The 21,067-nt window shown below is 41.9% G+C and carries 20 protein-coding genes and 1 pseudogene; 15 read left to right on the plus strand and 6 right to left on the minus strand.

The genetic code is table 11. The annotated features are described in order from the left end of the window. Positions 1-936: 936 nt before the first annotated feature. The 3 genes and pseudogenes from VY86_RS10220 (at position 937) to VY86_RS26295 (ending at position 4,005) form a co-directional block, all read left to right on the plus strand. Positions 937-2,178, plus strand: a complete 1,242-nt coding sequence (locus VY86_RS10220) for a cytochrome P450 (protein WP_046974859.1) — start codon at positions 937-939, stop codon at positions 2,176-2,178. Between the two features lie 48 nt (positions 2,179-2,226). Further along, positions 2,227-2,532 carry a hypothetical protein gene (locus tag VY86_RS10225; RefSeq protein ID WP_046974860.1) on the plus strand — a complete coding sequence of 102 codons (306 nt, stop codon included), beginning with the start codon at positions 2,227-2,229 and terminating at the stop codon, positions 2,530-2,532. A 219-nt stretch (positions 2,533-2,751) separates the two neighbouring features. Continuing rightward, a pseudogene (locus VY86_RS26295) lies at positions 2,752-4,005 on the plus strand (MFS transporter). A 341-nt stretch (positions 4,006-4,346) separates the two neighbouring features. Here the strand turns inward: VY86_RS26295 and fbp are convergent. Further along, positions 4,347-5,351, minus strand: a complete 1,005-nt coding sequence (fbp, locus tag VY86_RS10240; protein WP_046974863.1) for a class 1 fructose-bisphosphatase — start codon at positions 5,349-5,351, stop codon at positions 4,347-4,349. Positions 5,352-5,516: 165 nt separating this feature from the next. Here fbp and mpl point away from each other — a divergent pair, with 165 nt between their 5' ends. Then, positions 5,517-6,887, plus strand: coding sequence for a UDP-N-acetylmuramate:L-alanyl-gamma-D-glutamyl-meso-diaminopimelate ligase (mpl, locus tag VY86_RS10245; RefSeq protein ID WP_046974864.1), 1,371 nt, complete (start codon positions 5,517-5,519; stop codon positions 6,885-6,887). A 46-nt stretch (positions 6,888-6,933) separates the two neighbouring features. Here the strand turns inward: mpl and argR are convergent, their stop codons facing one another. Continuing rightward, on the minus strand, positions 6,934-7,404 hold the full coding sequence (gene argR, locus VY86_RS10250) for a transcriptional regulator ArgR (protein WP_046974865.1): 471 nt from the start codon (positions 7,402-7,404) through the stop codon (positions 6,934-6,936). A 453-nt stretch (positions 7,405-7,857) separates the two neighbouring features. Between argR and mdh the strand changes: the two genes are divergently transcribed. After that, on the plus strand, positions 7,858-8,796 hold the full coding sequence (gene mdh, locus VY86_RS10255) for a malate dehydrogenase (RefSeq protein ID WP_046974866.1): 939 nt from the start codon (positions 7,858-7,860) through the stop codon (positions 8,794-8,796). A 102-nt stretch (positions 8,797-8,898) separates the two neighbouring features. Here mdh and VY86_RS10260 read toward each other — a convergent pair whose 3' ends face one another. Further along, positions 8,899-9,165: a helix-turn-helix domain-containing protein gene (locus VY86_RS10260; RefSeq protein WP_021323294.1), complete on the minus strand. Its 267-nt coding sequence runs from the start codon at positions 9,163-9,165 to the stop codon at positions 8,899-8,901. 185 nt (positions 9,166-9,350) lie between these two features. Between VY86_RS10260 and VY86_RS10265 the strand changes: the two genes are divergently transcribed. Both VY86_RS10265 and VY86_RS10270 read left to right on the plus strand, forming a co-directional pair. Continuing rightward, entirely contained in the window at positions 9,351-9,698 is a 348-nt protein-coding gene (locus VY86_RS10265; protein WP_046974867.1) for a DNA-binding protein, read from the plus strand. A gap of 76 nt (positions 9,699-9,774) precedes the next feature. Further along, positions 9,775-10,149 (plus strand): DNA-binding protein, encoded by a 375-nt coding sequence (locus VY86_RS10270; RefSeq protein ID WP_046974868.1) that lies wholly within the window; start codon positions 9,775-9,777, stop codon positions 10,147-10,149. 22 nt (positions 10,150-10,171) lie between these two features. Here the strand turns inward: VY86_RS10270 and ispB are convergent, their stop codons facing one another. After that, the gene (gene ispB / locus VY86_RS10275) at positions 10,172-11,143 is read right to left on the minus strand and encodes an octaprenyl diphosphate synthase (RefSeq protein WP_046974869.1); all 972 of its coding nucleotides are present in this window, start codon (positions 11,141-11,143) and stop codon (positions 10,172-10,174) included. A 250-nt stretch (positions 11,144-11,393) separates the two neighbouring features. Here ispB and rplU point away from each other — a divergent pair, with 250 nt between their 5' ends. From rplU to cgtA, 3 genes are all read left to right on the plus strand, one after another. After that, on the plus strand, positions 11,394-11,702 hold the full coding sequence (gene rplU / locus VY86_RS10280; protein WP_021323298.1) for a 50S ribosomal protein L21: 309 nt from the start codon (positions 11,394-11,396) through the stop codon (positions 11,700-11,702). Positions 11,703-11,721: 19 nt separating this feature from the next. After that, positions 11,722-11,979, plus strand: coding sequence for a 50S ribosomal protein L27 (gene rpmA, locus VY86_RS10285; RefSeq protein ID WP_015836118.1), 258 nt, complete (start codon positions 11,722-11,724; stop codon positions 11,977-11,979). A gap of 127 nt (positions 11,980-12,106) precedes the next feature. Then, positions 12,107-13,282, plus strand: a complete 1,176-nt coding sequence (cgtA, locus tag VY86_RS10290) for an Obg family GTPase CgtA (protein WP_046974870.1) — start codon at positions 12,107-12,109, stop codon at positions 13,280-13,282. 57 nt (positions 13,283-13,339) lie between these two features. Here cgtA and dacB read toward each other — a convergent pair whose 3' ends face one another. Continuing rightward, positions 13,340-14,788, minus strand: coding sequence for a serine-type D-Ala-D-Ala carboxypeptidase (dacB, locus tag VY86_RS10295; RefSeq protein WP_046974871.1), 1,449 nt, complete (start codon positions 14,786-14,788; stop codon positions 13,340-13,342). Between the two features lie 260 nt (positions 14,789-15,048). Between dacB and greA the strand changes: the two genes are divergently transcribed. Then, on the plus strand, positions 15,049-15,525 hold the full coding sequence (gene greA, locus VY86_RS10300; protein WP_046974872.1) for a transcription elongation factor GreA: 477 nt from the start codon (positions 15,049-15,051) through the stop codon (positions 15,523-15,525). A gap of 136 nt (positions 15,526-15,661) precedes the next feature. Here greA and yhbY read toward each other — a convergent pair whose 3' ends face one another. Beyond that, on the minus strand, positions 15,662-15,955 hold the full coding sequence (gene yhbY / locus VY86_RS10305) for a ribosome assembly RNA-binding protein YhbY (protein ID WP_046974873.1): 294 nt from the start codon (positions 15,953-15,955) through the stop codon (positions 15,662-15,664). 137 nt (positions 15,956-16,092) lie between these two features. Between yhbY and rlmE the strand changes: the two genes are divergently transcribed. The 4 genes from rlmE (at position 16,093) to glmM (ending at position 20,978) form a co-directional block, all read left to right on the plus strand. Then, complete coding sequence (rlmE, locus tag VY86_RS10310) at positions 16,093-16,722, plus strand: 23S rRNA (uridine(2552)-2'-O)-methyltransferase RlmE (protein ID WP_015836112.1); 630 nt, start codon at positions 16,093-16,095, stop codon at positions 16,720-16,722. A 48-nt stretch (positions 16,723-16,770) separates the two neighbouring features. Next, positions 16,771-18,723: an ATP-dependent zinc metalloprotease FtsH gene (gene ftsH, locus VY86_RS10315; protein WP_021323302.1), complete on the plus strand. Its 1,953-nt coding sequence runs from the start codon at positions 16,771-16,773 to the stop codon at positions 18,721-18,723. 75 nt (positions 18,724-18,798) lie between these two features. Beyond that, complete coding sequence (gene folP, locus VY86_RS10320) at positions 18,799-19,644, plus strand: dihydropteroate synthase (protein ID WP_046974874.1); 846 nt, start codon at positions 18,799-18,801, stop codon at positions 19,642-19,644. Further along, positions 19,641-20,978, plus strand: coding sequence for a phosphoglucosamine mutase (glmM, locus tag VY86_RS10325; protein ID WP_046974875.1), 1,338 nt, complete (start codon positions 19,641-19,643; stop codon positions 20,976-20,978). The genes folP and glmM overlap by 4 nt, the downstream gene beginning before the upstream one ends. Positions 20,979-21,067: the final 89 nt, after the last annotated feature.

Here is a 21,067-nt window from a genome sequence, read left to right on the forward strand (position 1 = left end):
GAATAGAGTGGGGAGTATTATAGCCAAAACATTTTTTAAAGTACTCTCCATTTTTCTGACAAGTAGCTTGTTGGTAAATGCTGTCTCTGAGTTTGGCGACTGTGGGGCAGTCACTAACGGATAGCACAGGTTCTCACTCATCTTTCGATGAAGTCTGATTTTCCAGGCTATTTGGGTTGATGTGTTAACTATGCTGTATATACCAAAATTTTTGGAGTAATATTTTTTTAATAGGAGTGAATCAGAGTCTATTGGGATAGCACTTTTAATAAAGTTGTTCCTGTCCCAAGTTTCTGATGAGCACTATTCTCTATCTATACACGATCACTGGAATTTGTTTAGCCATATTTTTTGCTATTAAACTTGATTGTTTCATGCTCAGCCTCTCGGCAAGCAATGTCTAAAATAAAAGCTGTTTTATCAAGCTGCTGCTTTTGAGAATAAAGCATGTTGACTTGGCTCTGCACGCATGTTTATAGGGATCATTTTAGCCATAAGTGACCCCAATGTATGTCTAATAGGGATACTAAAATAAAAGATATGGTTACTGAGAGAGGAAGTATGAGCCTTTTGGAGTCATATCGAAAGACAGATTATTTGGATGTGTGCAAAGTCATCATCGAAATGATAAATCAGAGTACCACTCAGATAGCCTCCACAATACTTACCCAATTTTTCTTCAACTCTAAAGGTCATATTAACCTCAGTACTTTCCAAGATTTCACCCGCTGTGCAGTAATAATTAGCAAGCAATTCTTAATCGAACACGAATACGCAATGAAAGAAGATGAGTATTCAAGGCAAATACTCTCTTGTTTATTTGAATCATTGATGCAGAGACGACAAGAAAGTGAATTGGTCCGGAATATCGTTGATTTGATTTCATCGTTAACTGAGCAACAAACACTAACATACTACTAAAAGGGAGAGTAATAAATGGAGCAGTTCAGCGTGTATGGAGATACATACCTTAACGACAGATACTCAGTATATGAGCGTTTGAGAAATGAGGCTCCGGCATATTTTTCTAAGGAAATGAATTCATGGTTTATCACTCGATACGAGGATGTATCAAGCTTATTACGTTCAAACGATTTGATTACTAGCCATCTTATTCAGGAAAAATTAGATAACCTCAAAGAAGGTGAAAGTGAACACTTTAAAGAAATTATCGACATCATTTCAACTTGGATGATTTACAACGATAGACCAGTTCACACACGCCTTAGAAAGTTCATGAACCAAGCATTTATGAGAAAAGAGCTTGAAATTATCAAGCCTGAAATTGCTAAGATTACACATACACTGATCCAAAAAATTACAGATAGTGGTTGCACAGAAATTGACTTTGTAGAGGAAATTGCACACCCATTACCTGCGATGATTTTGTGCAAAATGTTAGGTCTAGATGAAAGCGAGGCAGGAAAGTTCATCAAATGGTCGGATGATATTGCTGATTTTATGCAAAATTTTGTGGTATCAAGCGTACCAGACAAAGGAGTTTCAGATATTACTAAAAAGAGCATGAGAGAGATGTTTGATTTTCTGTTTGAAACCATTAAATCTCGTCGCAATATACCTCGAAATGATCTCATCAGTCGCTTGGCTAATTCTGAGAAATTTGAAGACGGAGCGATGTTAGGTGATGCAGAAATAGCGGCTCAAACTGTTCATCTGATTTTCGGTGGACATAAAATTCCGCAATTTATGCTAACAAATATGTTGCATTGCCTGATTACTCATCCTGAACAGATGGAAGCACTTAAACAAGATAGTTCACTACTTGATAATGCACTCATGGAATCAATGCGTTTTGAGGGGCCAATTCAATATGTCACTCGTCATGCATCCAAGGATATCGTACTGCACGGAGAAACTATAAAAAAATACGACTCGGTTTATCTGTTTTTAGGGGCCGCAAACCGCGATCCGCGAGCTTTCCAATATCCTGACATGTTTAATATTCAAAGAGAAGAAAAGTTAAATCATGTTGCGTTTGGTGGTGGGTATCATGCGTGTATTGGTGCTGCGTTTGTACAAATGGAGCTCAATGTGATATTAGAAGGGTTGTTTGGTGCCTTTAAAGATATTCAATCTAACTACAATATTCAAAGCCCTGATTGGTCACATAATCCAACCTTCCATGGTATTAAGTCAATGAGTATTAAGGTAAAATAATAATTATACCCCATCAGTTGTATTATTGTTGGGGCAATAGGGTATTATATGAAGTTTGTATTTTTAACGGATATTTACGGAATCTCAGAGCATGTTGAATTAATTACAAAACGTTTAGATGGTGATGTTTCATTTATTTCGCCTTACGAAAGAGAAAGTGAAATTCCAAATGATAAAGATGCAGTGTATGAATATTTTCACAGTGTATCATCAATAGAAAAATACACACAAAAAGTAAGATGTGCTCTTGAATATGTCGATTCTTCGGTGATACTAGTTGGATTCAGTATTGGTGCTACAGTGGGATTGAGAATATCAGGTGATAGGCATTTTCCGATTCAGAATTCTATTTGAATTTTTGGTTAACGTATTCGTGATTATTTGAATGTAAAACCAATTAAACCTATATCATTGTTTTTCTCCAATGATGAAAAATACTTTATCGATAAGCTAGAGTATTCTTATTGGATAACCATAGAGCTGGTAAATTGTGCCCACTCTGCGATATCATAACCTAATGGTTGTAATATTGCTGTAAGACTAATAAACAAGTCCGTAAGGTAATAATTATATATGTTGAATAATACATTAAAAACATTATGTTTCTCCTATTTTTTTGCGTGGGCCATTTTTCTCAATTTTTACTTTGTTATTGCTGAAAAAAGTGGTTTAGATGCAAATATAGCAGGAATAGTCAGTGGCATATCATTTTTAGCACGTACTGTAGGTCTGCTCACACTCTATCCCTACTTGATTAAACATTTTGGTACTAAAGGAACTGGGATATTACTTGCGGGTGGTACAGTAGTAACGTGCATCTTATTATTAATATCGACAAACAGTTACCTCTCAATAGTATGTTTAATTGCTGTTGCGTTCTTCTTACCGATTGGTCTCCCTGTAACTGAATCAACGTTGACTGGCTCAGATTTAAAAAGTGGTCAGTATGAAACGATTCGTTTATTTGGTTCACTTGGTTTTATTATTTCTATTATTTTTGCTAGTTTCTCATTTACTTATTATCAAAAAGAAATTTTAGTACTACTAATTGTATTGCCGGTATCTATAAATAAGTTTTCATAATTATGCTCCACTTCCAACCAGCCCTTGTGTACCAAGATATACAGCCTTTTCATCCAAGTGGTCTGTAGAATCAATGAGATAGGCTACAGAACCAATGTTGTTCAAAAAGAAAACAAAAGGCATAGGTGTATCAGTATTATGGAAAGCTATTTATATGGTGTGACGATGACTATGAGAGTGTTAAAAAATCAATACTATGATATTTCATTAACTAATTTTCAACCAATACACCTTTATGTATTTAGCATTGTCTTTTTAATTCAGGGTGCACATGCTGGTTTTTATGTGTTTGGTGCTCCGTATTTTCATGGATTAGGCTTCAATTCAGTAAAGATTTCGGCGATCTTCATAATTGGTATTATTGCAGAAATTGGCATATTTAAAACGCTTTCTTCCAATCAATCTATATCTTATCAATCCCTATTATTGGTTGCTACAGTAGCATCAATTATTCGATGGGGAGCTATGATTGCTTCAGACAATTTCATGATCATATTTATATCAGCAATGTTACATGGTATTACGTTTGGTGCGGCACATATTGCATTTGTTAGATTTATTAAAGGCGAAAATCCAAGTGGTAATTTTATTTCATCTTCATTTCTTATTTATGGTGCAATGATCATGAGCTTAAGCCTCAGTATAGTGACATTCAGTATCAATTCAATTGCATTTGAAAGCTACTTTACGATACCTGTGATAGTATCGATTGTTGCTCTCGTGCTAAATAAGATTCCAAAATAGCGCTACATCTTATACTACTCATAATTCTATATATAACAATGGGTTGAAGAAGGCCATGTGTAGCAAAATTATGAAATGTTATTTAGTAGCCATGTTAATGGTATATAAAAAATGTGGCGATCGCATAAAATTTTTTAGATTTTGATGGCTTAATTGAAGAGTATTGTTGGTAGCTTAATTTAATACATTGATTTTATAAGATATTTGATATTTTTTTCTCGTTTTTCTATGGAAATTGTAGGTCAATGGAAAAAGAGGATAGCAATAATAAAGTCATTATTTGACGGCAATGTTAAAGAGGCGGGAAGTTCCGCCTCTTAAGTAGTCATTAATAAATGAAATTATTCATCCGGGAATTCAGCCATAAAACTTTCGGCTTTCTCTACCATTGATTTACTGCCAACAAAGAAAGGCACGCGCTGATGCAGTTTGGACGGGATGATATCCAGAATCCGATTAGCGCCATCACTGGCTTTACCTCCAGCTTGTTCAGCCAGAAATGCCATTGGGTTGCATTCATACAGCAGTCGCAGTTTTCCTGATGGATGACTAGCGGTACTTGGATAAATGTAGATTCCGCCTTTCAGCAGGTTGCGATGGAAGTCAGCAACCAATGAGCCAATATAACGTGTGGTGTAAGGACGTTGAGTCGCTTCATCCTGTTCCTGGCAATATTTAATGTATTTCTTCACTCCCATAGGGAATTTGATGTAATTCCCTTCGTTGATGGAATACATATTGCCTTTGGGTGGGAACTGGACTTTCTCATGAGAAAGACAGAATACGCCGAGTGAAGGATCATAAGTAAAGGCATGTACACCACATCCAGTGGTATAAACCAACATAGTTGAAGAACCGTAGACAACATATCCGGCGGCGACTTGGCGATGACCTGGTTGCAGGAAATCTTTTTCAGTCACTGGTTCGCCGATTGGGGTAATACGGTGGTAGATAGAGAAGATAGTACCAACGGAAACGTTTACATCAATATTTGAAGAACCGTCTAATGGATCCATCAAAACAACATATTTTGCATTTTCAGCGCGGTCGCCTTCGAAAATAACGATGTCGTCTTCTTCCTCGGAAGCGATACCGGCAACTTCACCGCGTGCTTTCAATGCTGCTTTGAGTTTTTCATTAGCATACAGGTCCAGTTTCATCTGAACTTCGCCTTGGATATTGGACGCACCGCTGGTCCCTAAAATATCCACTAAACCGGCTTTGTTGATATCACGGTGAATGATTTTTGCTCCGAGCTTAATAGCGGAAAGCAATGCGGTGAGCTCACCCGTGGCATGAGAAAAATCTTGCTGCTTTTCGACGATGAATTCGCCTAATGTTTTCATGACGAAAGTCCTGAATGTGATTTGATAGTGGTTTTAGAGTGTGCATTGCACTCTTTCGCGGGCAGTTTAGCCAAAGAAAGGGATGATTCATAGGCTATTCCATTTCTTATCTTGCTTTTGATGGTTAGAATAGTGGCTAACTTCATGCTATGGAATGGGAAATCAATGCGTATTCATATTCTTGGTATCTGCGGTACTTTTATGGGTGGACTGGCAATTTTGGCACGTTCTCTCGGCCATGAGGTAACCGGCTCAGATACCAATGTTTATCCACCAATGAGTACCTTACTAGAAAAACATGGGATTAGCCTGATTCAGGGATATGATCCGGCACAATTGGATTCTGTGCCAGATATGGTCATCATCGGTAATGTCATGAGCCGTGGAAATCCTTGTGTAGAAGCTGTGCTGGAGCGTGGGCTCCCTTATACCTCTGGTCCTCAATGGCTGCATGATTATGTCTTGCCGGAGCGTTGGGTTCTGGCGGTTGCAGGGACGCATGGCAAAACAACAACCGCCGGCATGTTGGCTTGGATTCTGGAAGCTTGTGGTTATAAACCGGGTTTCTTGATTGGCGGTGTTCCTGGGAATTTTGAAACATCAGCTCAGATCGGAGAAAGTCCGTTTTTCGTGATAGAAGCCGATGAATATGACAGTGCTTTCTTTGATAAACGATCCAAGTTTGTGCATTACAGCCCACGTACGCTGATCATGAATAATCTCGAATTTGATCATGGGGATATTTTTGGCGATCTGGCAGCTATTCAGAGACAGTTCCATCATCTTGTCAGGATCATTCCGGCTAGTGGCAAGATCTTTGTGCCGGATAACGATATTAACCTGAAGCATGTCTTGTCTATGGGATGCTGGAGTGAATTGGAGCTGGTGGGTGAAACTGGTCGCTGGCAGGCAAAAAAGATAAGTACAGACAGCAGTGATTATCGGGTGTTTTATGGTGGTGAAATTGTTGGAGAAGTGAATTGGTCATTGGTTGGTGAACATAATATGCGTAATGGGCTGATTGCGATTGCAGCTGCACATCATGTTGGTGTCCAGCCAGTCGATGCTTGTCGTGCTTTGAGCGATTTTATTAATGCCCGCCGTCGCCTTGAACTACGTGGTGAGGAGAATGGCATCACCGTTTATGATGATTTTGCGCATCACCCGACAGCAATTCTGGCAACACTGGAAGCTCTGCGTAGTAAGGTTGGTGGAACTGCCCGTATTATTACTGTGTTAGAACCGCGTTCAAATACTATGAAAATGGGGGTAAGTAAGAATGAGATCGCGCCAGCGCTGGGGCGTGCTGATGAAGTGTTCTTATTTCAGCCAGCTAATATTAAATGGCATGTATCAGAAATTGCAGATCGTTGTGTTCAGCCAGCGTATTGGAGCGCTGACATTGATTCGCTGGTGCATATGATTGTTGATAAGGCACAGAAAGGCGATCATATTTTGGTTATGAGTAATGGCGGGTTTAGCGGTATTCATGAGAAACTACTATCTGAACTGAATAAAAAAACTTATCAGTCCTGAGGATGGCGGCAGGAAAAATGAATCGCGCCAGTATGGCGCGATTCATTTAAAGTTCTTGTTCGAACAATTCAAGAATTTTTTCACGTAGCTGTTCTGCTGTGAAACCTCTGGCAAGTGTGATGAAGATGGTGTCGTCACCCGCGATACTGCCAAGTATACCTTCTGCTTTACCAAGGGAATCCAACAAGCGAGCAATAAGCTGAGCAGCACCAGGGCTTGTACGAATGACAACAATTGAATGGTTGTGATCAACATCCAGTACCAGGTTTTTTAGTGGACTAGTGGCAGTAGGGACGCCAAGCTCAGCAGGAAGGCAGTAGACCATTTCCATTTTTGCATTACGGGTGCGAACAGCACCAAATTTAGTCAGCATTCTGGAGACTTTGGATTGATTAATATTCTTAAAACCTTCTTCCAGCAAGGCGGTAACGATTTCTCCTTGAGAGCTAAATTTTTCTTCTTTCAATAACGCCTTGAAAGCTTTTACTAACTCTTCCTGTTTAGAGGGAGTACGCATATTTCACCATATTCAATCATCTATGAAGATTATATTATGCATATAAATGAATTTTTATGCAATAAAAATGATCTTATCACCATTTTTAAAGCATGAATTAGTCTTATGCTATATAGAAATTCACAAAATATGAATATGAGAATTTGCTTTTTTGGGTTGGTTATCATGTAAGTATATTGTTAATCAAATGATGTTGTTTGGTGTTGTTGTTGGGTGTAAGGTATTTAGCGGGTTATTTCATAAAATCATAAGGCAATTATCAAAATAGTGTCCATTATCTCATTAACAGATAAGCATTTTGCCTAGAATACGGCGACTTTTACGTCCCACGATTAGAGCGTAAGTCCGCAATTTGGCTGTTAACAGATTGTTTTCAAGAAAGTAGTAATTTATGGTTTGTAACCAGATGAATTCATAGCATTTTAAAGTATAAACGATTTAAGGAGTATCAGGATGAAAGTTGCAGTTCTCGGTGCAGCCGGTGGTATTGGTCAGGCTCTTGCTCTTCTACTAAAAACCCAGCTTCCTTCAGGTTCAGAACTCTCTTTATATGATATCGCTCCAGTGACACCTGGGGTGGCTGTTGATTTGAGCCACATTCCAACGGATGTGAGAATTAAGGGCTTTGCTGGTGAAGATGCAACGCCAGCGTTGGAAGGGGCGGACGTTGTATTGATTTCTGCTGGTGTTGCCCGTAAACCAGGTATGGATCGTTCAGATCTGTTTAATGTGAACGCGGGTGTCGTTCGTAACCTGGTAGAACAAGTAGCTAAAACGTGTCCGAAGGCACTGATTGGGATTATTACTAACCCAGTCAACACAACTGTAGCTATTGCGGCTGAAGTGCTGAAAAAAGCGGGTGTATATGATAAAAACCGTCTGTTTGGCGTAACAACCCTGGATATTATCCGCTCCAATACTTTTGTTGCTGAATTGAAAGGTAAAAAACCGCAGGAAATCGAAGTGCCGGTTATCGGTGGTCACTCTGGTGTGACGATCCTGCCTCTGTTGTCCCAAATCCCTGGTGTGAGCTTTACTGATGAAGAGTTAGCAGCCTTAACTAAACGTATTCAGAATGCAGGTACTGAAGTCGTTGAAGCTAAAGCTGGTGGTGGATCTGCAACTCTGTCTATGGGACAAGCTGCGGCTCGTCTGGGTCTTTCTTTGGTCCGTGGCTTACAAGGCGAAAGCAATGTTGTGGAATGTGCTTATGTTGAGGGTGATGGCAAATATGCGCGTTTCTTCGCTCAACCGGTTCGTTTGGGTAAAAATGGTGTAGAAGAGCGTCTGGACATCGGCAAGTTGAGTGATTTTGAACAAAAAGCACTGGAAGGCATGTTGGACGTATTGAGAAAAGATATAGAATTAGGTGAAAAATTCATTAATAACTAATTGGTATATTTTATAAATATAAAATATATAGTTATGAAACAATAAAAACCGCTGGTATAACGAATTACCGGCGGTTTTTATTTAACGAAAATAATTCGTTAGCTAATTATTTGTTTGTTCGCGTACTTTCCTTTCTAATAACTCTCCGGTATTTGGATCAAAATAACGACTCGGCCAAATCTCTGAAGGGTGTATTTCCAGATAATTCGCAATTATCCATTCTCCCTTTGGCCATGGGCGAGACAGTGCATTAGCGAGTGTAGATGAGCTCAGTCCCGCTTTGCGTGATACCTCAGCTAAGGTTGTTCCCCGCTTGCGTAAAGCTGCAATTATGTCGGCAGGATGCCAATCAGATTTCCTTGAAATCATTTTTAATCCTTTTTTTATTAAATTTGATGCTATGTTAGTGGTATAAATAACAGGTCTGCATGAGAGCAATAACGAACTGAAACCTGTTATTGAGAAACAAAATAGCATTATTTTTCTAAAAATATTTCCAAATTTTTTCTTAAAAACTTCTTTTTTGAACTTGGTTACAAAAATAGAGAAACGTGATGAAAAAAGAGTGGTTTTCGGCCAAGGAATTGGTTGGCGTGGGTGAGTTACCTGGATCACCACAAGGAGTTAATGCCAGAGCAAAACGCGAGGAGTGGTTATGTCAGAAAAGGCAAGGAGTACAAGGCAAAGCAGTCGAATATCACTATTCCTGTTTTCCAGAGACGACCATTGCAGCGCTGGAGCTTCATGAATCATCTTCTGAGTATCAGGTGCAGAAGCAAGATCCTTTATCGATTTGGGTTGGGGCTTTCCACCAGTTGTCAGAATCTGAGAAACAGGCTGTGACAGCCATGATTTTACGAGACGGTATCAGAAGCTTTTTGGAAAAAATTTCTGTTATTTAACTCTTTTTTGGAAATTAAAAATGCCAATTAACTTGGCTTCTTCTTCATTATCCCGGTGCAAAGTGAGAAGAAAAGTATGAAAAAAGAATGGTACTCAGCTAAAGAGCTGGTTGGTATTGCCGGACTTCCTTCTTCGCCACAGGGAATAAATCTGATGGCAAGGCGGGAAGGATGGGAATATAGACGTAAACTGGGTGTTCAGGGCAAGGCTCTTGAATATCATATAAATAGTTTGCCTGAAGATGTACTTAATATGTTATCCGTAGGGGAAAACACAGTTGATTACGCAAACAAACGGCAGGACCCATTCTTAATCTGGGTTGAAGCTTACTATCAACTGACTAAAGTTGAGCGGGAAAAAATTGTGAAATTCATTCTTCGGGAAGGGTTGGCAAAACTTATTAGCTATATTGATGTTGAAGACGTAGAGAAAAACCTGGAGGCAGATTAACCCCAGGTTTTGCTGCTATCAATTAAGAGAGGCGTTGTACGGCGATATGTGCTAACCCCACAAGTGCTTGCTTGTATGGGGAGCTTCCCAGCACCTGTAAAGCAGCAATGGCTTTATCTGCTTCTTCTTCTGCTCGCTTACGGGTATATTCCAGCGAACCGCACTGTTTCATTGTTGTCAGTACGGTTTCGAGTAAGTGGCGACCATTACCTTTTTCAATTGCTTCACGGATAAGTGATGATTGTTCTGGGTTACCATGATTCATAGCGTGCAGCAATGGTAATGTTGGTTTACCTTCATTGAGGTCATCACCAGTGTTTTTGCCTAGTGTGTCGCTATCGGCATCATAGTCCAGCAAATCATCAATTAGCTGGAATGCAGTGCCTAAATAACGCCCGTAATCTTGTAAAGCAGCTTCCTGTTTTGGTGTCGCGTTGGAAAGAATCGCAGAAGAGTGGGCGGCAACTTCAAACAGCCGCGCTGTTTTACTGTAAATCACGCGCATATAATCGTCTTCAGAGATATCTGGGTCATTGCAGTTCATTAGCTGTAAAACCTCGCCTTCAGCGATAACATTGGTTGCTTCTGACATCAGCTTAAGAACCCGCATAGAGTTAAGAGTCGTCATCATCTGAAAAGAGCGAGTGTATATAAAATCGCCAACCAGTACACTGGCCGCGTTACCAAAAGTGGCATTGGCTGTGGCTTTGCCACGTCGCATATCCGATTCATCCACAACATCATCATGTAACAAGGTTGCTGTGTGGATAAATTCAATTAAAGCGGCAACAGTAATATGCTTATCACCCTGACAACCTAATGCTCTGCCAGCGAGAATGGCAATGATTGGGCGGATGCGTTTTCCACCGCCACTGATTATGTAGTAGCCCAGTTGATTTATAAGAGTAACGTCAGAATTCAACTGGCTAAGAATGGCTTCATTTACCGCTGCCATATCATCAGCGGTTAGCTTGATAATAGATTCTAAATTCATGTTTTTTCGGCTATGGGTTCTAATGCAGAGCAGTGTTCATATTAACATTATAATAGTTATCGCTGTGTCTTGATTGTACTCGAAAAACAGTTCAAATAAATGACAATTCAGAAACTATGTTTTTTTATCATCTGCTCTAATTCTGCTCTTGTCTTCTTAGGCTTTTTTGCGTAGAATTCGCGCCCTATTATGAATATTTATAGCGCGCTCTGGAATGATATTTAGGGGGCGTGCGGAAAGCGGAGTTTATATGTACGCGGTTTTCCAAAGTGGTGGTAAACAACACCGAGTCAGCGAAGGTCAAACAATTCGCCTGGAAAAGCTGGACATCGCAACAGGTGAAACTGTTGAGTTTGACCAGGTTCTGATGGTCGCTAATGGTGATGACATCAAAATCGGCGCTCCTGTAGTTGAAGGCATTAAAGTCAAAGCTGAAGTGGTTGCTCATGGTCGTGGCGAGAAAATTAAAATCGTTAAGTTTCGTCGTCGTAAACACAGCCGTAAGCAGCAAGGCCACCGTCAGTGGTTCACTGATGTTAAAATCACTGGCATCGCTTAAGATTTAGGAGAGCAGATTAATGGCACACAAAAAGGCTGGCGGCTCAACTCGTAATGGCCGCGATTCTGAAAGTAAACGTCTGGGTGTAAAACGTTTTGGTGGCGAGTCTGTATTAGCAGGCAGCATCATTGTTCGTCAACGTGGTACTAAATTCCACGCTGGCAGTAACGTTGGTTGTGGTCGTGACCACACCCTGTTCGCATTAGCTGACGGGAAAGTTAAGTTCGAAGTTAAAGGCCCGAAAAACCGCAAATTTATCAGCATCGAAGCTGAATAAGTTTTTCGAGTTATAAACCGAATCAGAAGCCCTGCAATGCGTTGCGGGGCTTTTTATTATTCTGAAACGCCATCTCTGGGTAAAACAGCCGTCCAGCACTATAGTGGCTATCATACGGAGAAAAAATATGAAATTTGTAGATGAAGCCAGAATACTGGTTGTTGCGGGGGATGGTGGCAATGGTTGTGTCAGCTTCCGTCGTGAAAAATATATTCCGAAAGGTGGGCCAGACGGTGGTGACGGTGGAGATGGTGGAGATGTTTATCTGCTGGCAGATGAAAATCTCAACACACTAATTGACTATCGTTTTGAAAAGTCTTTCCGGGCGGAACGTGGGCAAAATGGCCAGAGCCGTGATTGTACCGGTAAACGTGGTCAGGATATTACGATTAAAGTGCCTGTTGGTACGCGTATCCGCGATGTGGCAACCGGTGAGGTTTTGGGCGATATGATTCGTCATGAACAGCGTCTGATGGTAGCGAAAGGTGGGTTCCATGGACTGGGTAATACCCGCTTTAAATCTTCTGTTAACCGGGCTCCTCGTCAAAGAACAATGGGGACTTCAGGTGAAACCCGCGAATTGATGCTGGAACTAATGTTGTTGGCAGATGTTGGTATGCTGGGGATGCCAAATGCGGGTAAATCCACATTTATCCGTGCTGTTTCTGCCGCTAAACCAAAAGTTGCAGATTATCCATTTACAACTCTGGTACCAAGCTTGGGTGTAGTAAGGATGGATAACGAGCAGAGTTTCGTGGTTGCGGATATTCCAGGGCTTATTGAAGGTGCTTCCGACGGTGCTGGCTTGGGTATTCGTTTCCTGAAACATTTGGAACGTTGTCGGGTGCTGCTACACTTAATTGATATTTGCCCTGTTGATGAATCAGATCCTGTCGAAAATGCCCGTATTATTGTCAATGAGCTACAGCAATACAGCGAAAAATTGGCAGAAAAACCACGCTGGTTGGTATTCAATAAAGTTGATCTGTTAGAGCCAGAAGAAGCTAAACAGCGTGCGCAAGCTATCGCTGATGAATTAGGTTGGGAAGGCGATTTTTATATGATCTCAGCGATAAATCGTCTGGGTGTTAAAGAGCTTTGTTGGGATATTATGGAGTTTATGAAAACCAAACCTCGTAATATGAGTACAACAGAAGATGAAGCTCATCCAGAGAAAGTTGAATTCATGTGGGATGATTACCATAAAGAGCAGCTAGAACAAGTTTCGGAAGCAGACGATGACTGGGATGATGATTGGGACGAAGATGACGATGAAGGCGTTGAGGTTATTTATAAACGTTGATGCTCCTGATCTTTCATTAATAGCTAAGGGCGCCACCTATTTGTGGCGCCGATTTTATTAGTTGTGTTGGTATAAATCTTTATACAATCTGCTTTCGAACCGTACCAAGGGAACACGGCGGTTGCGGTGATCTTTTTGTGGTACAGCATAAGCAGAAATAAATTGCACGAAGGCAACTTGCTGACCGCTGGCAGTGGTTATAAAGCCAGCCAGATTATACACTCCTTGCAGGGCTCCGGTTTTAGCCGAAACTTTCCTGTTTACTCCTGCTTCATCTAATCCTCCCCGGTATCTTAGAGTACCGTCATGACCAGCTAATGGCAGCATGGAAATGAAATCTAATTCTTGATCATGTTGAGCAATAAACTGCAATACTTCCATCATGGTTGCTGGGGTGATCAGATTATGGCGGGATAATCCTGAGCCATCTACCATCACGGTATTTCCCAGGTCGATACCTGCTTTTTGTTTCAATACTTGCCGTACCGCATCAGAGCCTGAACGCCAGGTTCCTGGTATATTAAAGTGTTGTCGGCCTATTGTCCTGAATACGGTATCCGCGATCATATTGTCAGATTTTTTCAGCATTATTTTCAGCAGATCATGTAATGGCGCTGATTGATTCTGAGCCAGAACTTTACCCGGCTCAGTTGGTAAGCTTTGGCGTTTGAGGCTGCCTGTGATTTCAATTCCCGCAATTTGCAGTTCGTTTTTGAGAACTGCCCCCGCATAGCTGGTTCCGTTCTGAATAGCGAAAGCTAATGGTAATGGTTCGCTGCGTTGAGTAAGGCATCCGGTAAGTGTAAAACGATTGAGTTCTCCTGGAACGACATCTAATTCACAGTACTGGCTTTCAGGAGCGCCTTTTGCCAATGTTTTAACTTCACTGAACATATTCACTGGATAAAAAGATGCAACACGGATGAATGCAGTATCACCGGGACGTTCTGCGCTATACAGTGAAACGGAAAAACAGTTTCGATCTACGATTGCGGCAGCAGGTGGCGCACTGAAACATTGGGTCATGTCATTCCATACCCAGCCGGGAGCCTTATCGTGGCTGGTAAAAGCGGAGACATCTATTAAAAGATCACCGTCAATTTTTTTCACGCCGGCTTGGCTCAAAACTGTAACCATATTGCGAAGTTGTTGACGGGTCAGTGTTGGATCTCCGACAAAACGAGCGATCAAATTCCCTTTTAAAATACCGTTTGAAATTTTGCCATGACTTTCCAATGTGGTGATAAAGCGATAGTCTTTTCCTAGTTGTAACAATGCTGCAAGCGCTGTGACAACTTTCAGCGTACTTGCTGGCAGAGCCATTTGCTGCCCGTGATAATCAATTACCGGGGTACTGGCACCAACTTTCTGAGCGATTAATGCAAGATTAGTGCCATCAGGCAGATATTGCGTATATTCCTCAACAGGTGTGGCGTTTGCGTTGGGGGTAGCCAAGTACAGACAGGTAACGCAAACTAATTTGCTGGCAATTTTAAAGAAGGACATAAATTTCGCATATGGATGTGGACATGCCACAATACTAAGACGCAACGAGGGGGAAAGTAAACGATGACCCATCATCAAGTCTACGTTAGAATGATATATTAATATGTAGAATATGACTGTGAACTCTGGGTAGCGCGGTGGTTCACATTATTGTTTATTGTCTGGAAGCCCGCCCGACAAGGCGTGCTCATTGTGCTGTTATCTGAAAACATCAGGATGATGCTTGTTTTTTGCTCAGGAAAGATTTAGAGGATTAATAAATGAAACAGATTCCAATGACGGTACGTGGCGCGGATAAGTTGCGCGAAGAGTTAGATTATCTAAAGAACGTACGCCGTCCAAAAATTATTTCAGACATTGCTGAAGCGCGTGAACATGGTGATCTGAAAGAAAATGCTGAATATCATGCAGCTCGTGAACAGCAAGGTTTCTGCGAAGGCCGTATTCAGGAAATCGAAGCTAAACTTTCTAATGCACAAGTGATTGATGTCACAAAAATGCCCAAGACTGGGCGCGTTATTTTTGGCGCTACAGTTACAGCTTTGAATGTAAATACGGATGAAGAGCAGACCTACCGGATTGTAGGTGATGATGAAGCTGATATTAAAGAAAACTTAATCTCAGTGAATTCACCGATTGCCCGTGGTCTGATTGGTAAAGAAGCTGATGACGCTGTTATTATCAAAACACCAGGCGGTGAAGTTGAATATGAAATCCTGAAAGTTGAATATATTTAAACTTCAGAATTAGCCTGTTGCTATTGATTCCTATTAGGTAAAGTTACATAAAAATCGTAGAGAAGGTAAAAAAGGCCGGATATGGCCTTTTTTACCATAATCATGCGCATGGCATTTTTATATAAATGTGGTTTGATTATTTAGGTAAAATAATTCTGCGTTCTTCCGATTGGCGGTAAAGAACCAGTGTTTTTCCGATAATTTGCACATTATATGCACCAGTTTCGCGGACAATTGCATTGGCGATCAAATTTTTGATTTCACGATCTTCGCCTGCGATTTTGACTTTGATAAGCTCATGGTGTGCCAGTGTTTGTTCAATTTCAGCCAACACGCCCTCAGTCAAGCCGTTGTTACCAATCATGACGACAGGTTTTAACGGATGAGCTAGACTTTTCAGGTGTTGCACTTGTTTTTTATTAAGAGTCATTGTTTTTTTGCTTAGTTAGGATTGAAAACGGGACATTCTACCGCCATCTCATATCTATCACCATAAATAGTGTGTTGTGGTTTTGGTGTGCGGAGCAATAGATATCTGGCTCTTTATTAGTATAGTTGGAAAGGACAATGGCCAATAAAAAACGTTCGGCAAGCTCCAGCCGCTGGTTACAAGAACACTTTAGTGATAAATATGTTCTTCAGGCACAGAAAAAAGGGCTTCGTTCTCGCGCTTGGTTTAAACTTGATGAAATTCAACAAAGTGACAAAATTTTTAAGCCCGGCATGACCGTTGTCGATTTAGGCGCCGCCCCTGGTGGATGGTCTCAGTACGCAGTGAGTCAAATTAATGAGAATGGGCGGGTGATTGCCTGTGATCTTTTACCGATGGATCCAATTGTTGGAGTCGATTTCCTTCAGGGCGATTTTCGTGATGAACTTGTATTGAAAACATTGCTTGAGCGAGTTGGTGATAACAAAGTCCAGGTCGTCATGTCGGATATGGCACCCAATATGAGCGGAACACCTGCGGTCGATATTCCTCGATCCATGTATCTGGTTGAATTGGCGTTAGATATGTGTCGTGATGTGCTGGCCCCCGGGGGGAGTTTCATTGTCAAAGTGTTTCAGGGAGAGGGCTTTGATGAATACCTGAGGGAAATTCGCTCCCTGTTTACGAACGTGAAAATTCGTAAGCCAGACGCTTCGCGGGCACGATCGCGTGAAGTATACATTGTAGCGACAGGGCGGAAACTATAGTACCCTGAATGCTATTTGTTAACACAGTTGTAATATGAGGTTAATCCCTTGAGTGACATGGCGAAAAACCTGATTCTCTGGTTAGTTATCGCAGTTGTGCTGATGTCGTTATTCCAGAGTTTTGGTCCCAGCGATTCCAATAGTCGTAGGGTGGATTACTCTACCTTCATCAATGAGTTAGCCCAGGATCAGGTGCGCGAAGTTCGTATCACAGGTCGTGAAATTAATGTTAGTAAGAAAGATAACAGCAGATACACCACTTACCTACCAATACAGGATGAAAAACTGCTTGATACGTTACTGAATAAGAACGTGAAAGTGGTTGGTGAACCGCCGGAAGAACCAAGCCTGCTAACTTCTATTTTCATTTCCTGGTTCCCGATGTTACTGCTTATCGGGGTCTGGATTTTCTTTATGCGTCAGATGCAAGGCGGTGGCGGTAAAGGGGCAATGTCTTTTGGTAAAAGCAAAGCCCGAATGCTGACAGAAGATCAGATTAAAACCACTTTTGCTGATGTTGCTGGTTGCGACGAAGCGAAAGAAGAAGTCGGTGAACTGGTGGAATATCTGCGTGAGCCAGGCCGTTTCCAGAAATTGGGTGGAAAAATCCCAAAAGGTATTCTGATGGTCGGGCCTCCAGGTACTGGTAAGACTTTGCTGGCAAAAGCCATTGCCGGTGAGGCAAAAGTGCCATTCTTTACTATTTCCGGCTCTGACTTTGTTGAAATGTTTGTCGGTGTTGGTGCATCCCGTGTTCGTGATATGTTCGAACAGGCGAAGAAAGCGGCACCTTGTATCATTTTTATTGACGAGATTGATGCAGTAGGCCGCCAGCGTGGTGCCGGTTTGGGTGGTGGTCACGATGAACGTGAGCAGACTTTGAACCAGATGCTGGTTGAGATGGATGGCTTTGAAGGTAACGAAGGTATTATCGTCATTGCCGCAACTAACCGCCCTGACGTACTTGATCCGGCGTTACTGCGCCCTGGGCGTTTTGACCGCCAGGTTGTTGTCGGTCTGCCAGACGTACGTGGTCGTGAGCAGATTCTGAAAGTTCATATGCGCCGGGTTCCTTTGGATACTGATGTCGATGCTTCTGTCATTGCGCGCGGTACTCCGGGATTCTCTGGTGCTGATTTGGCGAATTTGGTGAATGAAGCTGCTTTGTTTGCTGCCCGTGGCAACAGACGTGTGGTTTCTATGGTTGAATTCGAAAAAGCGAAAGACAAAATCATGATGGGTGCGGAGCGCCGTTCCATGGTGATGACGGAAGAGCAAAAAGAATCAACTGCTTATCATGAAGCAGGCCATGCCATTATTGGTCGTTTGGTTCCTGAGCATGATCCTGTTCATAAAGTTACCATTATTCCTCGTGGCCGCGCTTTGGGGGTGACTTTCTTCCTGCCGGAAGGGGATCAGATCAGCGCTAGCCGCCAGAAACTGGAAAGCCAGATTTCAACCTTATACGGCGGCCGTCTGGCAGAAGAGATTATTTATGGTCCAGACAGTGTTTCTACTGGCGCATCTAACGATATCAAGGTTGCAACATCAATTGCCCGTAACATGGTAACGCAGTGGGGTTTCTCGGAAAAACTCGGCCCATTGCTCTATGCGGAGGAAGAAGGAGAAGTGTTTCTCGGGCGTTCAGTTGCGAAAGCTAAACATATGTCTGATGAAACTGCTCGTTTGATCGATCAGGAAGTTAAGGCCATTATCGACCATAACTATCAACGTGCCCGTCATATCCTGATGGACAATCTTGATATTCTGCATTCGATGAAAGACGCATTGATGAAGTACGAAACTATTGATGCACCTCAGATCGATGACTTAATGAATCGTACGAATGTGCGCCCGCCAGCAGGATGGGAAAATGGTAACGGTAGCAACAATAACAGCCGACCAGCAAGTAATACGCCATCGCCACAGGCTGCAAAACCAACTGATGATGTCAATACGTCGGTACAAGATGGTGAACAATCAGAAAATAAAGATCTGTAATTGTTCCTTAGTCCGATAGATATACCATTAAACCCCAGGCAAGTCCTGGGGTTTTGATATTAAAGGTAGACCAACATGAAACTCATAGCCAGAGATAATGTTCTCGATCTCTCCCGCCCGCAAGTGATGGGTATTTTGAATGTTACTCCAGATTCATTTTCTGATGGCGGTGCTCATAATACTTTGGATATGGCCTTACGACATGCTGAAAAGATGGTTCTTGAAGGAGCTGCAATCATTGATGTTGGTGGAGAATCTACCCGTCCGGGTGCTGATGAGGTCAGTGAACAGGAAGAAGTAGATCGGGTTGTTCCGGTTATTGAAGCTTTAGCTCAACGATTTAATATTTGGATTTCTGTTGATACCTCAAAAGCATTGGTTATGAGTGAATCAGCAAAAGCTGGTGTTCATTTGATTAACGATATTCGTTCATTGCAAGAGTCTGGTGCTTTGGAAAGTGTTGCTCAATCTGGCTTACCTGTTTGTTTGATGCATATGAAAGGTCAGCCGAGGACTATGCAGGATGCGCCACATTATGAAAATTTGTTGGGCGAAGTGAAACAATTTTTTACTGAGCAAATTGAACGTTGTATGGTGGCAGGGATAGCAAAAGATAAACTTATTCTTGATCCGGGCTTCGGTTTTGGCAAAGACTTGACGCATAATTATCAGTTACTGGCGCATTTAAACGAATTTCATCAATTTGGTTTGCCTGTGTTGGCAGGAATGTCACGTAAGTCCATGATAGGTCAATTGATTCATGTCCCACCACAAGAAAGGGTTGCCGGTAGCGTGGCCTGCGCTGTTATTGCCGCTATGCAAGGAGCGCAAATTATCCGGGTACATGACGTTAAAGAGACCGTGCAGGCAATGCGAATTGTTGAAGCAACACTTTCAGTAAAGGAAGAAAAGAAACTATGAGTAATCGCAAATACTTTGGTACTGATGGCATCCGTGGCAAAGTGGGCGATAGCCCAATTACGCCGGATTTTGTGTTAAAGCTCGGTTGGGCTGCGGGTAAGGTACTGGCTCGTCATGGTTCTCGTAAAATCATTATCGGTAAGGATACCCGCATTTCTGGCTATATGCTGGAGTCTTCTTTAGAAGCAGGTTTGGCAGCGGCTGGTTTGTCTGCTTCATTTACTGGTCCTATGCCAACACCAGCTGTTGCTTATCTGACCCGTACTTTCCGTGCTGAAGCTGGAATTGTTATTTCTGCTTCTCATAATCCTTATTATGATAATGGTATTAAATTCTTCTCTATTGACGGTAAAAAACTGCCGGATGATGTGGAAGAAGCGATTGAAGCTGAAATGGAAAAACCACTGACTTGCGTGGAATCCGCAGAATTAGGACGTGCAAACCGTATTGTTGATGCGGCTGGTCGTTATATTGAGTTCTGTAAAGGGACATTTCCAAGCGAACAAAGTCTCAATGGGTTGAAAATTGTTCTTGACTGCGCTAACGGTGCGACTTATCACATTGCTCCAAATGTATTCAGAGAGCTAGGGGCTAATGTTGTGACGATTGGCTGTGAGCCGAACGGGATTAATATCAACGAAAAATGTGGTGCTACCGATGTTCGGTTGTTGCAGCAACGTGTTGTAGAAGAGAAAGCAGATGTTGGCCTGGCATTCGATGGTGATGGTGACCGCGTGATTATGGTTGACCACTTGGGGCAGAAAGTTGATGGCGATCAGATCCTTTATATTATTGCCCGCGAAGCCTTGAGACAGGGGCAACTGCGTGGTGGTGTTGTGGGTACGCTGATGAGCAATATGGGATTGGAGTTGGCATTGAAGCAGCTTGGTATCCCATTCTTGCGTGCTAAGGTGGGTGACCGTTATGTGCTGGAAAAATTGCAGGAAGAAGGCTGGCGTTTAGGTGCTGAAAATTCCGGTCATGTTATCCTGCTTGATAAAACAACTACAGGTGATGGTATTGTTGCTGGCCTTCAGATTCTGAGTGCAATGGTGCGTAACCATATGAGCCTGCATGATTTATGCAGTGGTATGAAACTTTTGCCGCAGGTGCTGGTAAATGTTCGTTTTTCTGGTTCACACGATCCGCTTCAATCAGAAAATGTAATCAGTGTCGCCAAATCTGTTGAGGCTGAATTAAATGGCCGTGGACGGGTACTATTACGTAAGTCGGGCACTGAGCCATTGATTCGTGTCATGGTGGAAGGTGAAGATGATGTTCAGGTAACGGCTTTGGCGCATCGCATTGCTGATGCAGTGAAACACGCTGGTTAATTTGTTGTTTTTTTCCTCAAGTGATTCTGATTATTGAAATTAACCTTGCGTATCAGATGTTGTTTGGTTAGTATTCACACCCACTCAAC

The organism is Photorhabdus thracensis, assembly GCF_001010285.1.
Taxonomy (GTDB): Bacteria; Pseudomonadota; Gammaproteobacteria; order Enterobacterales; family Enterobacteriaceae; genus Photorhabdus; species Photorhabdus temperata.

What these genes read in the sequence shown, in the direction of transcription:
- fbp (WP_046974863.1), bottom strand. Translation starts at nt 5,351, where the DNA reads ATGAAAACATTAGGCGAATTCATCGTCGAAAAGCAGCAAGATTTTTCT.
- cgtA (WP_046974870.1), top strand. Translation starts at nt 12,107, where the DNA reads ATGAAATTTGTAGATGAAGCCAGAATACTGGTTGTTGCGGGGGATGGT.
- dacB (WP_046974871.1), bottom strand. Translation starts at nt 14,788, where the DNA reads ATGTCCTTCTTTAAAATTGCCAGCAAATTAGTTTGCGTTACCTGTCTG.
- folP (WP_046974874.1), top strand. Translation starts at nt 18,799, where the DNA reads ATGAAACTCATAGCCAGAGATAATGTTCTCGATCTCTCCCGCCCGCAA.
- argR (WP_046974865.1), bottom strand. Translation starts at nt 7,404, where the DNA reads ATGCGTACTCCCTCTAAACAGGAAGAGTTAGTAAAAGCTTTCAAGGCG.
- rlmE (WP_015836112.1), top strand. Translation starts at nt 16,093, where the DNA reads ATGGCCAATAAAAAACGTTCGGCAAGCTCCAGCCGCTGGTTACAAGAA.
- mpl (WP_046974864.1), top strand. Translation starts at nt 5,517, where the DNA reads ATGCGTATTCATATTCTTGGTATCTGCGGTACTTTTATGGGTGGACTG.
- VY86_RS10225 (WP_046974860.1), top strand. Translation starts at nt 2,227, where the DNA reads ATGAAGTTTGTATTTTTAACGGATATTTACGGAATCTCAGAGCATGTT.
- VY86_RS10220 (WP_046974859.1), top strand. Translation starts at nt 937, where the DNA reads ATGGAGCAGTTCAGCGTGTATGGAGATACATACCTTAACGACAGATAC.
- VY86_RS10265 (WP_046974867.1), top strand. Translation starts at nt 9,351, where the DNA reads ATGAAAAAAGAGTGGTTTTCGGCCAAGGAATTGGTTGGCGTGGGTGAG.
- yhbY (WP_046974873.1), bottom strand. Translation starts at nt 15,955, where the DNA reads ATGACTCTTAATAAAAAACAAGTGCAACACCTGAAAAGTCTAGCTCAT.
- glmM (WP_046974875.1), top strand. Translation starts at nt 19,641, where the DNA reads ATGAGTAATCGCAAATACTTTGGTACTGATGGCATCCGTGGCAAAGTG.
- rplU (WP_021323298.1), top strand. Translation starts at nt 11,394, where the DNA reads ATGTACGCGGTTTTCCAAAGTGGTGGTAAACAACACCGAGTCAGCGAA.
- VY86_RS10270 (WP_046974868.1), top strand. Translation starts at nt 9,775, where the DNA reads ATGAAAAAAGAATGGTACTCAGCTAAAGAGCTGGTTGGTATTGCCGGA.
- rpmA (WP_015836118.1), top strand. Translation starts at nt 11,722, where the DNA reads ATGGCACACAAAAAGGCTGGCGGCTCAACTCGTAATGGCCGCGATTCT.
- ispB (WP_046974869.1), bottom strand. Translation starts at nt 11,143, where the DNA reads ATGAATTTAGAATCTATTATCAAGCTAACCGCTGATGATATGGCAGCG.
- VY86_RS10260 (WP_021323294.1), bottom strand. Translation starts at nt 9,165, where the DNA reads ATGATTTCAAGGAAATCTGATTGGCATCCTGCCGACATAATTGCAGCT.
- greA (WP_046974872.1), top strand. Translation starts at nt 15,049, where the DNA reads ATGAAACAGATTCCAATGACGGTACGTGGCGCGGATAAGTTGCGCGAA.
- mdh (WP_046974866.1), top strand. Translation starts at nt 7,858, where the DNA reads ATGAAAGTTGCAGTTCTCGGTGCAGCCGGTGGTATTGGTCAGGCTCTT.